Source organism: Rhodococcus sp. NPDC003318 (genome assembly GCF_042879035.1).
GTDB lineage: Bacteria > Actinomycetota > Actinomycetes > Mycobacteriales > Mycobacteriaceae > Rhodococcus_G.
The window spans coordinates 1-13220 of the sequence record NZ_JBIAOU010000015.1; the positions used below are offsets into that span (position 1 = coordinate 1).

At 71.6% G+C, this 13220-nt stretch carries 12 protein-coding genes and 1 riboswitch; of the genes, 6 read left to right on the plus strand and 6 right to left on the minus strand.

The genetic code is table 11. From position 1 onward, the window contains the following. The first annotated feature begins 163 nt into the window (after positions 1 to 163). On the plus strand, positions 164 to 505 hold the full coding sequence (locus tag ACFYVR_RS20295) for a hypothetical protein (RefSeq protein WP_387476467.1): 342 nt from the start codon (positions 164 to 166) through the stop codon (positions 503 to 505). On the opposite strand, the gene ACFYVR_RS20300 is transcribed toward ACFYVR_RS20295, so the two are convergent. From ACFYVR_RS20300 to ACFYVR_RS20315, 4 genes are all read right to left on the minus strand, one after another. Beyond that, a complete protein-coding gene (locus tag ACFYVR_RS20300; RefSeq protein WP_387476469.1) occupies positions 492 to 1301 on the minus strand; it encodes a tyrosine-protein phosphatase in 810 nt (269 codons plus the stop codon). The two genes, ACFYVR_RS20295 and ACFYVR_RS20300, sit on opposite strands and share 14 nt — an antisense overlap. A gap of 50 nt (positions 1302 to 1351) precedes the next feature. Next, a complete protein-coding gene (locus ACFYVR_RS20305) occupies positions 1352 to 1534 on the minus strand; it encodes a hypothetical protein (protein WP_387476471.1) in 183 nt (60 codons plus the stop codon). 148 nt (positions 1535 to 1682) lie between these two features. Continuing rightward, positions 1683 to 3014 (minus strand): L-lysine 6-transaminase, encoded by a 1332-nt coding sequence (lat, locus tag ACFYVR_RS20310; RefSeq protein WP_387476473.1) that lies wholly within the window; start codon positions 3012 to 3014, stop codon positions 1683 to 1685. 63 nt (positions 3015 to 3077) lie between these two features. After that, on the minus strand, positions 3078 to 3518 hold the full coding sequence (locus ACFYVR_RS20315; protein WP_387476475.1) for an Lrp/AsnC family transcriptional regulator: 441 nt from the start codon (positions 3516 to 3518) through the stop codon (positions 3078 to 3080). Between the two features lie 55 nt (positions 3519 to 3573). On the opposite strand from ACFYVR_RS20315, the gene ACFYVR_RS20320 reads away from it, so the two are divergent. From ACFYVR_RS20320 to ACFYVR_RS20340, 5 genes are all read left to right on the plus strand, one after another. After that, complete coding sequence (locus tag ACFYVR_RS20320; protein ID WP_387476477.1) at positions 3574 to 5085, plus strand: aldehyde dehydrogenase family protein; 1512 nt, start codon at positions 3574 to 3576, stop codon at positions 5083 to 5085. Between the two features lie 123 nt (positions 5086 to 5208). Continuing rightward, entirely contained in the window at positions 5209 to 6216 is a 1008-nt protein-coding gene (locus ACFYVR_RS20325; RefSeq protein WP_387476479.1) for an acyl-CoA dehydrogenase family protein, read from the plus strand. Between the two features lie 37 nt (positions 6217 to 6253). After that, a complete protein-coding gene (locus ACFYVR_RS20330; protein ID WP_387476481.1) occupies positions 6254 to 10792 on the plus strand; it encodes an ATP-dependent helicase in 4539 nt (1512 codons plus the stop codon). Next, positions 10779 to 11570 carry a DNA-formamidopyrimidine glycosylase family protein gene (locus tag ACFYVR_RS20335; protein WP_387476483.1) on the plus strand — a complete coding sequence of 264 codons (792 nt, stop codon included), beginning with the start codon at positions 10779 to 10781 and terminating at the stop codon, positions 11568 to 11570. Before ACFYVR_RS20330 ends, ACFYVR_RS20335 begins: the two co-directional genes overlap by 14 nt. A 22-nt stretch (positions 11571 to 11592) precedes the next feature. Beyond that, a riboswitch (Fluoride riboswitch) is annotated at positions 11593 to 11680 on the plus strand. 16 nt (positions 11681 to 11696) lie between these two features. Beyond that, the gene (locus ACFYVR_RS20340; protein ID WP_387476485.1) at positions 11697 to 12020 is read left to right on the plus strand and encodes a fluoride efflux transporter FluC; all 324 of its coding nucleotides are present in this window, start codon (positions 11697 to 11699) and stop codon (positions 12018 to 12020) included. Positions 12021 to 12110: 90 nt separating this feature from the next. Here ACFYVR_RS20340 and ACFYVR_RS20345 read toward each other — a convergent pair whose 3' ends face one another. Continuing rightward, on the minus strand, positions 12111 to 12569 hold the full coding sequence (locus ACFYVR_RS20345; RefSeq protein WP_387476487.1) for a hypothetical protein: 459 nt from the start codon (positions 12567 to 12569) through the stop codon (positions 12111 to 12113). A 29-nt stretch (positions 12570 to 12598) separates the two neighbouring features. Further along, the gene (locus ACFYVR_RS20350; RefSeq protein WP_387476489.1) at positions 12599 to 13183 is read right to left on the minus strand and encodes a TetR/AcrR family transcriptional regulator; all 585 of its coding nucleotides are present in this window, start codon (positions 13181 to 13183) and stop codon (positions 12599 to 12601) included. Positions 13184 to 13220 lie beyond the last annotated feature (37 nt).

The following is a 13220-nucleotide window of genomic DNA, read 5'->3' on the forward strand; positions in this document are numbered from 1 at the left end:
GGCCGGTGTCGTCACCGGTCTGGCCGTCGAGCCCGGTGCCGCGATCACCCAGGGCACCGTCCTCGCCGAACTGAAGTAACACCCCGCACCCCCCCCGTGAGTCCTTTCGGCCCGGATACGGGCCGAAAGGACTCACGGGCGAAGCCGTCCGGAACGAGAGCTGATGGAACCGATCGAGATCAACGCCGGATCCTGGTACTTGCGCGCGCTGCGCGCCGACGACCGTGTCGACGACCGGCCGGCACTCACCGCGGGCGGCATCGAGGACCCGGGCCACGTCGCCCGCCGCACCGCCCAGTGGGCCGCGGACGAGCACTACTCGTGGGCAGTGTGCGAGCCGACCACCGGTGAACTGCTCGCCGAGGTCGGCCTGACCCTCGACGGCGACAGCGCCGTCCTCACCGGCTGGGCCCGTCCCGGCCACGATGCGGCACTCGACGCCGCACTGACCACGGTTGCCCGGTTCGGCGAATCCGGCCTCGGGTTGACGGTCAGTCCCGGTTGAGCAGTCGCGAGCGCAGCGCCGCGACATCCTCGGCTCCGACCCCGAGTCCCCGCGTGAAGTAGGTCTCGATGTCGCCGAAGTCGGCGCGCATCCGGCCGACCGCGACCTCGAGGTACTCGCGGCGCACGCCGAGCAGCGGCAGCAGCAGGTCAGGGTTGCCACCGTGTGCCCGGAAGCGGTCGAAGATCGGGGCCAGCGCGGGCAGCAACTGCTCGTTGGTGAGCAGGTACTCCTCGAACACCTGCCCCTCGTCGACGCCGAGCAGCAGGAGCAGCGCCGCGACGGCCCAGCCGGTGCGATCCTTGCCGGTCGTGCAGTGGATCAACGCCGGACCCTCGACGTGGGCGAGGTCCGTGTAGAGCGCACGATAGGCGGTGACCGCGGACGGCAGTTCCACGAACTCCCGGTAGCTGTTCAGCAGATGGGTACTCGTCTCACCCTCCCCGAGGAGCTGCTCCGCGAGCCTCGGATCCTCGAGCAGCTTCTGCAGCATGGCGGGAGCCGCGGACGGGTCGCGGTCCGCCAGGACGTCGAGGGGTACCTCCTTCGCTCCCGCCGGTACCCGGTCGGGACGGTTCTCCCGCTCCGCGACGGTCCTCAGGTCGTACACGGCTGCGATACCGAGCGCGTCGAGTGCGGGGACGTCGGAGTCGGTCAGCTGACCGAGATCGGTGGACCGGTAGATCAGGCCCGTACGCACCACGGCCCCGTCGGCGGTGCGGTATCCGCCGGCGTCCCGCAGGTTCGGGACGGAGGAAACGGGGATCGGGGACCCGACCGGGCGCGAGATGCTCATGCCTGCACGGTAAACCACACCGCGCCCGCGTCCACCCCGCGGTCGCGGGATCACTGCCCCGCGGACGGTGTCGCGCAGACCGAGCCGGCGGTCGACACGGAGCCCGTCCCCGCACCGTCGGTGACCGCCGCGCCGATCGCGATGCCGAGCACGAGTGCCGCGGCGATGCCGATCACCCAGGCTGCCCGCGAGACCGCGTCGTCACCTGTCCAGGTCGGATGGTTCTGGTTCACCGAACAGTCCTCGAATCGTGTGGTTCGAGGCGCTCACCACTGCGGGTGACGCTGTCGGACAGCATCGTTCGCGGGGTGCTCGCCGCTCCACCTCGGAGCCGACCAGGATGACAGAGGGGGCCGACAGATCTTCTGCTCGTGTGGCCGGTCAGGTCGTGAGGACTCGGTCGAGTGCCGCGACCGCGGTGGACAGTTCGGACGCGGTGACGGTCAGTGGCGGCCGGAACCGGATGCCGCGGTCGCCGGTGCCGAGGCAGAGGACGTGTTCGCGCTCGCGCAGTGCCGTGACGACGTCGTCGCGGCGGCGCGGCGTGTCGAGGGTGATCGCGCACATCAGACCTCGACCGCGGGGATCGGACAGACCGTCGTGGCGGGCGGCGAGTGCGGTCAGATCGGCGAGCAACTGCGACCCCAGCAACCGGGCACGGTCGATCAGGCGGTCGCGTTCGATCACCTCGAGGATGCGGCGAGCGCGAACCATGTCGGTGAGGTTGCCGCCCCACGTCGAGTTGATCCGGGAGCTGACGTGGAAGACGTTGTCGGCGATGTCGTCGACGCGGCCGCCGGCCATGACGCCGCACACCTGGGTCTTCTTCCCGAACGCCACGACGTCCGGTTCGAGCCCCAATTGCTGGTAGGCCCAGGCGGTTCCGGTCATTCCCGCCCCGGTCTGCACCTCGTCGAGGACGAACAGCGCGTCGTTGTCGGCGCACAGCGCGGCCATCGCCTGCAGGAACTCGGCCCGCAGGTGCCGGTCGCCGCCCTCGCCCTGGATGGGTTCGGCGACGAAGCATGCGATGTCGTGGGGGTGGTCGACGAAGGCGCGTCGGGCCTGCTCGAGCGCCGACCCCTCGGCGGCGGCCACGTCGGTTCCCGACTCCACGGCGGGTGAGTCGATCCGCGGCCAGTCGAACTTCGGGTAGCGGGCGACCTTGATCGGATCGGTGTTGGTCAACGACATCGTGTAGCCGCTGCGTCCGTGGAAGGCGTGCCGCAGGTGCATCACCCGGCCGCCGAGTGCGGGGTCGCGTCCGGCGGCTTCGTTGCGGCGGCTCTTCCAGTCGAATGCCACTTTCAGCGCGTTCTCGACGGCGAGTGCACCCCCGTCGACGAAGAACAGGTGCGGCAGTCGCGGGTCGCCGAGGACGCGGGTGAAGGTCTGCACGAAACGCGCCATCGCGACCGTGTAGACGTCGGAGTTGCTGGGTTTGTTGATCGCCGCCTCGGTCAGTTCGGCGAGGAAGGCGGGATCGTCTGCCAGTGCCGGGTGATTCATGCCGAGCGCGGACGAGGCGAAGAACCCGAACATGTCGAGGTACTCGGTGCCGTCACGCTGGTCGACCAGTGTTCGGTCGTGCGATCGGGCGAGGTCGAGGACCAGGTCGAAGCCGTCGACGAGCAGGCTGGACCGGAGAACGTCGAGGACCTCCGCGGGTGCGACGGCACCGGGCCCGTGCCGCTGTTCCATTGCGCCACTCATGTTCCGAGGTTAGAGCAAATCTTCCCGCTCTGCCGCGCAAGACAGTAACAATTCCGGCATCATCTACTGACGATCGTAAAAAGTCTGGAGAATGATGGTGCTCCGGGTGCGGACGTTCGCCGTGGTCCGGATCTCCTGCAGCACATGCTCGAGCGCCCGCGGAGACGCCACCCGCACCAGGAGGATGTAGCTGTCCTCCCCCGCGACCGAGTGGCAGGCTCGGATCGCGGGCAGGTGCGCCAACCGGGCCGGCGCGTCGTCCGGGCCCGCCGGATCGAAGGGAGTGATCGCGACGAATGCGGACAGCTCCTCGCCGAGCGCGGCCGGATCGACCCGGGCGCCGTACCCCTGGATCACGCCGCGCGACTCGAGACGACGCACCCGTGTCTGCACCGCCGACACCGACAGTCCCGCCTTCTGCGCCAGCGTGGCCAGGGTCGCCCGGCCGTCGTCGACGAGTTCGCGCACCAGCAGCGTGTCGATCTCGTCCAAAGGCTCCGGCATGGGGGCAGGCTAACCCAACGAGCACCGCATCGCCGCGACCGGAAAGGCAGCACCGATGACCGAGACCACTCCGACCACCGTTCGGGACCGCGCCGTGGCGGCCCTCCTCGCCTGCGGGGCGACCGTCCCCACCGAGGGCGGCGACCTGCCCGTGACCAGCCCGATCGACGGGTCGGAACTGCTCCGACTCCGGGCGAGTACGCCCGCGGAGGTCGACGCCGCGCTCGACGACACGCGTCGGGCTTTCACGCAGTGGCGGCTGGTGCCCGCCCCGCAGCGCGGTGCCCTGGTCCGGCGACTCGGCGCCCTGCTGACCGAACACAAGGAGGATCTCGCGGCCCTGGTCACGATCGAGGCCGGGAAGATCCCCTCCGAGGCGCTCGGCGAGGTGCAGGAGATGATCGACGTCTGCGAGTTCGCCGTCGGCCTGTCCCGCCAGCTGTACGGCCGGACGATGCCGTCCGAGCGGCCCGGACACCGACTGATGGAGGTCTGGCATCCGCTCGGGGTGGTCGGGGTGATCTCCGCCTTCAACTTCCCGGTCGCGGTGTGGTCGTGGAACGCGGCGATCGCGCTGGTGTGCGGCGATCCGGTGGTGTGGAAGCCGTCCGACCTGACGCCGCTGACCGCCCTGGCCTGCGACGCCCTGCTGCGGCGGGCGGCCGCGGACACCGGCGCTCCGGACGGGGTGCACCGGCTGGTCCTCGGCGGCGGCCCGGTCGGCGAGCGGCTCGTCGACGACCCGAGGGTGGCGCTGGTCAGTGCGACCGGATCGGTGCGCATGGGCCGCGAGGTGGGCCCGCGTGTCGCGGCCCGGTTCGGTCGCTGCCTGCTCGAGCTCGGCGGCAACAACGCGGCCGTCGTGGCTCCCTCCGCCGACCTCGACCTCGCGGTCCGCGGAATCGTGTTCGCCGCCGCCGGGACCGCCGGGCAGCGGTGCACGTCGCTGCGTCGGCTGATCGTGCACCACTCGGTCGTCGACACGGTGGTCGAGCGGGTGACGGCGGCGTACCGCCAACTGCGTGTCGGGAACCCGTTCGAGGACGGGGTGCTGGTCGGGCCCCTGATCCGGGAACGGTCGTGGGAGGCGATGGCCGCCGCGCTCGACCGCGCCCGTGCCGACGGCGGCGAGGTCGTGTGCGGCGGGCAGCGGGTCGACCGGGACGGGGTGTACGTCTCCCCCGCCGTGGTCCGGATGCCGGCGCAGACCCCGGTGGTGTGCGAGGAGACGTTCGCCCCGATCCTCTACGTCCTGACGTACGACGACCTGGACGACGCGATCGCGCTGCACAACGCGGTCCCCCAGGGCCTGTCGTCGGCGATCTTCACCCTCGACCAGCGGGAGGCCGAACGGTTCCTCGCCGCCGACGGGTCGGACTGCGGAATCGCCAACGTCAACATCGGGACGTCCGGGGCCGAGATCGGCGGCGCGTTCGGCGGCGAGAAGCACACCGGCGGCGGCCGCGAATCCGGCTCCGACTCCTGGAAGGCGTACATGCGCCGCGCCACGAACACCGTGAACTACTCCGATCAGCTCCCCCTCGCGCAGGGTGTCCGCTTCGGCTGACGCAGTGGTGCTGATGCGGCACCGCCGCAGTGGTGTTGATGCGGCACCGCCGCAGTGGTGCACTTTCGGATCGCCGGGCATCCGTAACCGCACCACTGCGGCGAAGCCGCATACGCTGAGCGGGTGACGCACTGGCCGGAGCTTGCTCGCGACATCGCCGAGGACGTGCTGTTCCCGGCCGCCGACAGCGTGGACGCCGACGGGATGATCCCCGCGAACCACTTCTACGCGCTCGCCGACGCCGGGTTGTACGGGCTGGCCGTGCCCACCGAACTCGGCGGCCCGACCATCGACCTCGGCGACCTGGTGACGGTCGTGGAGACGCTGTGCGGTGGGTGCCTGGCCACCACGTTCACCTGGATGCAGCACCACGGCGTCGTGGCCGCGCTGGCCGCGAGTACGAATCACGAACTGAAGGAACGGTTCTGGGACGAGGTGATCACCGGGTCGGTACGCGGCGGGGTCGCGTACGCCGGCGCGATCCCCCAGCCGCCGCTGCTGTACGCGCGCCGGGTGGACGGCGGGTACGTCCTCGACGGCGTCGCGCCATTCGTCACCGGGTGGGGCATCGTCGACGTCCTGCAGCTCAGCGCCCGCGACGAGTTCGACGACTCCATCGTGCACGTCCTCGTCGACGCCGCGCCCACCGCGGAGATCGGTGTCGAGGAGTTGCCGCTGATCGCGGCCCGCGGCAGCAACACCGTCCGGCTGCGCGTCGACGGCGCCCGGATCCCGGACGAGCAGGTGGTCGGTGTCGTCGAACCCGAGGTGTTCGCGGCCGGGCAGACCTTCGCGTCGTGGTTGAACGGGTGCATGGCGACCGGTGTCGCGCAGCGCTGCCGCCTCGAACTCGGCGAACTGGGCGTCGCGACCGGCGCGTTCGACGCGGAGGCCCGGATGGTGCGCGATCGCCTCGACGCGGCGTTGGCCGGCGAGGGCGACCTGTACGCGGCCCGGGCGAGCGCCTCGGAACTGGCGGTGCGCAGCGCGGCCGCCCTGGTGACGGCGACCGGCAGCGCGGCGTCGATCAGCGGCGCGACGGCGGAGCGCCTGATGCGCGAGGCGACGTTGACGCTGGTCGCCGCGTCCCGGCCGCAGATCCGTGCCGCGCTGCTCGACCGCCTGAGCTGACGCACCTGCACCCACTCTGTCGGGGCACCAGGGCAGGATGGACGGCATGGACTCGGCGCTCGGCAGGTTCTCCGCTCCCACCCGGGAGTGGTTCGCCGGCGCCTTCCCCGCCCCGACCTCCGCTCAGCTCGGCGCCTGGGAGGCGATCGCGGACGGCGCGCACGCCCTCGTCGTCGCGCCGACGGGGTCGGGCAAGACGCTGTCGGCGTTCCTGTGGGCGCTCGACCAGCTGGCCACCCGACCTCCGGACGCGGACCGCCCCACCGGGACGACGGTGCTCTACGTGTCCCCGCTCAAGGCCCTCGCCGTGGACGTCGAGCGGAACCTGCGGGCGCCGCTGGTCGGGATCACCCAGACCGCGAAGCGCCTCGGGCTGACGCCGCCGGAGATCACGGTCGGTGTCCGGTCGGGTGACACCACCCCGAATGCGCGTCGTGCCATGCTGCGCACACCGCCCGACATCCTGATCACCACCCCGGAGTCGCTGTTCCTGATGCTGACCTCCGCCGCCCGCGAGACCCTCGCGACGGTCCGGACCGTGATCGTCGACGAGGTGCATGCGGTCGCGGCCACCAAACGCGGTGCGCACCTGGCCCTCTCGCTCGAACGCCTGGACATGCTGCTGGAGGCACCGGCGCAGCGGATCGGCCTGTCGGCGACGGTCCGGCCCCACGAGGAGGTGGCGCGGTTCCTCGCCGGGTCGGCGCCGGTGCACATCGTCGCACCGCCGGCGCCGAAGACGTTCGACCTGACGGTGCGGGTACCGGTCGAGGACATGACGGAACTCGGTGTCACCGATCCGGATCCGACATCCGAATCACCCGCACCGCAGCAGGGTTCGATCTGGCCGCACGTCGAGGAACAGATCGTCGACCTGGTGCTCGCGCACTCGTCGTCGATCGTCTTCGCCAACTCCCGCCGTCTCGCCGAACGCCTCACGGCGCGGCTGAACGAGGTGTACTCCGGGCGGCTCGGCGACCCTGTCGCCACCGTCCACGCGCCGCCGGCGCTGATCGGCCCGACGACGGAGGTGAACCACGGCGCCGAACCACTGCTCGCCCGGGCCCATCACGGTTCGGTCAGCAAGGACCAGCGCGCACTGATCGAGGACGATCTGAAGTCCGGTCGGCTGCGGTGCGTGGTCGCCACCTCCAGCCTCGAGCTCGGCATCGACATGGGTGCGGTGGACCTGGTGGTCCAGGTGGAGGCGCCGCCCTCGGTGGCGAGCGGTCTGCAGCGGGTGGGCCGAGCCGGACACCAGGTCGGCGAGATCTCCCGAGGCGTGCTGTTCCCGAAGCACCGCACCGACCTGATCCACTGCGCGGTGACGGTGGAGCGGATGACCACCGGGAAGATCGAAGCCCTTGCGGTGCCGGCGAATCCGCTGGACATCCTCGCCCAGCACACGGTCGCGGCGTGCGCGCTCGACCCGATCGACGCGGGTGAGTGGTTCGACGCGGTCCGGCGGACCGGCAGCTTCGCGACCCTCCCGAGGTCCGCGTTCGACGCCACCCTCGACCTGCTCGCCGGCCGCTACCCGTCGGACGAGTTCGCCGAACTGCGGCCGCGTCTGGTGTGGGACCGCGACGCCGACGTCCTCACCGGCAGGCCCGGCTCGCAGCGCCTGGCCGTCACCTCGGGCGGAGCCATCCCCGACCGCGGACTGTTCACCGTCTACATGGTGGGCGAGAAGCAGAGCCGCGTCGGCGAACTCGACGAGGAGATGGTCTACGAGTCGCGTGTCGGTGACGTGTTCGCGCTCGGCGCCACCAGCTGGCGGATCGAGGAGATCACCCACGACCGGGTGCTGGTGTCCCCCGCGTACGGGCTGCCGGGCCGGTTGCCGTTCTGGCACGGCGACGGCCTCGGCCGGCCCGCCGAACTCGGTGCGGCGCTGGGCGAGTTCCTGCGCGAGACGTCCCTGGGCGATCCGGCGGATCTGCGGCTGCGTCTCGCGGCCCAGGGCCTCGACGCCAACGCCGTCACGAACCTGCTCGCCCTCGTCGACGAGCAGGCCACCGCCACCCGTCAGGTGCCGAGCGACCGGACCCTGGTGCTCGAGCGGTTCCGCGACGAGCTCGGCGACTGGCGGCTGGTGCTGCACTCGCCGTTCGGTCTTCCCGTGCACGCGCCGTGGGCCCTGGCGATCGGCGCCCGCCTGCAGGACCGGTACGGCATCGACTCCACGCCCACCGCGTCCGACGACGGCATCATCGTCCGGTTGCCCGACACCGAGGACGCCCCACCCGGCGCGGACCTGTTCGTGTTCGACCGCGACGAGATCGAGGACGTCGTCACCGAGCAGGTGGGCTCGTCGGCGCTGTTCGCGTCGAGGTTCCGCGAGTGCGCGGCCCGGGCGCTGCTGCTGCCGCGCCGCACGCCGGGGCGTCGGGCGCCGTTGTGGCAGCAGCGGCAACGTTCGGCCCAGTTGCTCGACGTGGCCCGCAAGTTCCCGACCTTCCCGATCCTGCTCGAGACGGTCCGGGAGTGCCTGCAGGACGTCTACGACCTGCCGTCGCTGGTCCGGTTGCTGACGGACGTCGGTCGTCGCCGGATCCGGATCGTCGAGGTCGAGACGCCGTCACCGTCCCCGTTCGCGACGGCGCTGCTGTTCGACTACGTCGGCGCATTCATGTACGAGGGCGACAGTCCCCTCGCCGAACGACGGGCTGCCGCACTGTCGTTGGACTCGACCCTGCTCGCCGAGCTGCTCGGCCGGGTCGAACTGCGCGAGCTGCTCGACGAGGCGGTCATCGCGCAGACCGAACGTGAGCTGCAGCGGCTCGCCGAGGACCGGCGGGCCCGGGACGCGGAGGGCGTCGCGGACCTGCTGCGGCTGCTCGGTCCGCTCACCGTGGCCGAGGTCACGGCGCGCGCCACGGCGGATCCGCGAGACTGGCTGGCGCAGCTCGAGTCCCGGAAGCGCGCGATGCGGGTGACGTTCGCGGGTGAGCAGTGGTGGGTGGCGGTCGAGGACGCGTCCCGCATGCGCGATGCTCTCGGTGTGCCGCTGCCGATCGGCACCCCGGCCGCGTTCATCGAACCGGTCGACGACCCGCTCGGCGACCTGCTCGGCCGCTACGCCCGCACCCACGGGCCGTTCACCCTCGCCGACGCGGCGGCGCGGTTCGGCCTCGGCACGTCGGTGGTCCGCGACGTGCTGGCGCGTCTGGCCCAGGACCGGCGCGTCGTCGAGGGCGAATTCCGGCCGTCCGGAGCGGGTTCCGAGTGGTGCGACAGCGAGGTGCTGCGCCGGTTGCGCCGCCGCTCGCTCGCCGCGGCCCGCAAGGACGTCGAACCGGTCGAGCCGGCCGCGCTGGGCCGGTTCCTGCCGGACTGGCAGCACGTCGGCGGCGGACTGCGCGGCGTCGACGGTGTCGCGGCCGTGATCGACCAGCTCGCCGGGGTGCCGATCCCCGCGTCGGCGTGGGAGTCGATGGTGCTGCCGTCGCGGGTGCGCGACTACAGTCCCGCGATGCTCGACGAGCTCACCACGACCGGCGAGGTGCTGTGGTCGGGCGCCGGGCAGATCACCGGCAACGACGGCTGGGTGCGACTGCATCTCGCCGACACCGCGCCCGTGACGCTCCCGCCGGCGCTGGACATCGACCTGTCCGAGCTGCACCACGCGATGCTCGACGCGCTGGCGCCGGGCGGTGCGTTCTTCTTCCGGAACCTGTCCGACCAGATCGAGTCCACCGACGACACCGCCCTCGCCGAGGCGCTGTGGCAGCTGGCGTGGGCCGGACTGGTCAGCAACGACTCCTTCGCGCCGCTGCGGGCACAGCTGTCGGGAACGACCCGCGCGACACCCAGTCATCGCGCGCCCCGCCGAGCACCACGCACCCGGGCGTACCGCGCGCTGCCGAGGCCCGCGCTGCCGACCCGCACCGGTCCCCCCACCGTGGCGGGTAGGTGGTCGCTGTTGCCGGAACCGGAACCGGATTCGACGATCCGCGCGCACGCCCGCGCCGACCTGCTGCTGGACCGCTACGGGGTGCTGACCCGCGGATCCGTGGTCACGGAGGACGTCCCCGGCGGATTCGCGCTGATGTACAAGCTGCTGCGGACCTTCGAGGACAGCGGTCGCTGCCGTCGCGGCTACTTCGTGGAAGGCCTGGGCGCGGCGCAGTTCTCGACGTCGGAGGTCGTCGACCGGCTCCGCGGCTACGCCGACGACCCGGCCGCCGCGGCGCCCCGGACCGCGGTGACCCTGGCGGCGACCGATCCGGCGAACCCGTACGGCGCGGCGTTGCCGTGGCCCGCGGTCGACGGGGGTCACCGGCCGGGCCGGAAGGCGGGCGCGATGGTGGTCCTCGTCGGTGGGGTGCCCGCGCTGTACGTCGAGCGCGGTGGGAGGACGCTGCTGACGTTCACCACCGATCCCGGCGATCTGCACACCGCCGCCATCGCGCTGGCCGAACTCGTGGACCGTGGCGGCGTCGACCGGATCGTCGTCGAGAAGGTCGACGGCGAGTCGGTGCACACGAGCGCCCTGTCCCCCGTGCTGGTGGAGGCGGGGTTCTCGGCGACGCCGCGTGGGCTGCGCAAGCGGGCGTCCCATGCCGGAAGGTGACACCGTCTGGCAGTCCGCGGGCCGCCTGCGCGCCGCGCTCGCGGGGAAGACGTTGACGCTCTGCGACATCCGGGTGCCACGCTACGCGACCGTCGATCTGACGCCCGGACCGGTCGACGAGGTGATCAGTCGCGGCAAGCACCTGCTGATCCGGGTCGGCGAACACACCGTGCACACCCACCTGAAGATGGAGGGCGCCTGGCACGTCTACCCGACGGGGGCCCGCTGGCGACGGCCCGCGTGGCAGGCCCGGATCCTGCTGGGCACCGCCGACTGCCTCGCCGTCGGCTTCCAGCTGGGCATCGTCGAGGTGCTCGCCCGCGCCGACGAGGACCACGCGGTCGGGCACCTCGGTCCGGACCTGCTCGGCCCCGACTGGGATTCCTCCCGCGCCGCAGCCAATCTCGCCGCCGACCCGGACCGACCGATCGGGTTGGCCCTGCTCGACCAGCGCGTGATGGCCGGGATCGGCAACGTGTACCGCAACGAACTGTGCTTCCTGCGCGGCGTCCACCCGGCGACACCCCTCGCGGACGCCGGGCAGCCGGCCGCCTGGGCCGACCTCGCGCACCGGATCCTGACCGCCAACCGCGACCGCGTCGTGCGGATCACCACGGGCGACCGGCGCCGCGGCCGGTCGGCCTGGGTCCACAGCCGGGCGGGCAGCCCGTGTCTGCGCTGCGGAACCCTCGTCGAGACAGGCACTCTCGGCGGCGACACACCCGATCCTGAGCGTCGGATCTTCTGGTGTCCGACCTGCCAGCCGCCTCCGCCGTGACTCCCGGACGCGGTCGGCTACACTGACGCCCGGCGATGGATCTCCGCCTGGACCCGATTCTGTCGGCGTCCGAACCGCCTCCCTCCGAGGCTGATGGCTCCTTTCCGATGAGGAAGGAGTCTGTCCGTGAACGGCCGCGACACCCACATTCCGGGGTCGCCGATCGAACCCGACATCCCACCCCGCGCCGTGACGCCGCTGCACCTGCATCCGCCGGCACTGGCAGCGGTCGCCGCCGGACTGGTCCTCCACCGAGGCGCCCCCGACGAACTGCGACTGGTCGTCGGTGTCGGATTCTGCAGCACGTACACCACCTTCAGCACCGCCGTCGTCGACGTCGTGCGTCTGGTCCAGCGCGGACGCGCCGTCGCCGGTGCGCTCTACGCGGTCGGTGGTCTTCTCGCTGCGGGCACTGCGGCCGGCGCCGGTCTCGTGTTCGCCGGAATGTGATCGGGCGCCGCCGAATTCGGGCAGGATCTGCAGCGGTTCTCGGGGCTTGACCTGCCCGACCATCGACGATGATGCCGGCGGCCCCGCCCGTCACGACTCGACGGTCACGTCCGTGATGCTGCCGTCGGGGGCGAGACGGACGGCGGGCCAGTACCCGTCCGGGAAGTGGCTTCCGCAGGTGTCCGTCAGGTGCAGGACCACATCGCCACCCGAACGCGCCTCGATCGTGTCCAGCACGAGGTCGTGGCGGGCATCGGCCAGTTCCTCGTCGGTCGGGGTGTCCTCGCTGAACCGCCGGACCACCTCGTCCGTGGCCCGCTGACGCAGCGCCTCGACGTCTTCGACGACCCGACGGACACCGGGTAGGAGGCGGCGAGCCTCGTCGGGGTCCGCGGTGGTCACCATGACGGTGACGCGGCGGCCGCCGAGTTCGCATGTCAGGTCGAAGTATCCGTTGTCGACGAGGTTGCCGTCGGAGAGCTCGAGCTGGCCACGCACCAAGGTGCCCAGTGTGTCGTCGACGATCTCACGATCCGCAGCTGTGGTCATGACGGACGACTACCCAGATAGTTCACAGTTCAAACATATGTCGCCCGGCGCAGCAGGTCGAGACAGTGCCGGACGAACCGCTCGCGGGTCACGGTGACCGTGCCGTCGAGGTAGCCGATGAACAGGCTCGTCAACGCGCCGACCAGACCCAGTGCCCGCAGCGCCCGCTCGTCGGGGTCGTCGAGGACCTCGAGCCGATCCTCCACCAACGCAACGAAATTCGGTGCCAGTTCGAGACCACGTCCACCCAGTGCCGGTTCACGCAGCGGCGCGACGAGCAGCACCCGGCCCGCCTCCGGATGGTCGAGGACGAGCGCGACGAAGGCCCGGACCGCGAGTTCGGCGATCTCGGCCGGATCGGTCGCCCGCGACACCGCGGCCACCACCGCAGCGCGCGCACGGTCCCCGACCTCGGTGTACACCTCGCGGACGTAGACGTCGCGGTCGGCGAAGCTCTCGTAGAAGTACCGTTCGGTGAGCCCCGCCGCGCGGCAGACGGCGCGCACGTTCACACCCCGGGTGTCGGCGGCGCCGAGCAGATCGACCCCCACCTCGAGCAGTCGCGTGCGGCGCTGCAGCCGGCGCTGGTCGAGGTCGGGACGGTCGATGCTCATCGCCCCGAGTGTAGGCAGCTCCGTCCCCCGCGAGCGG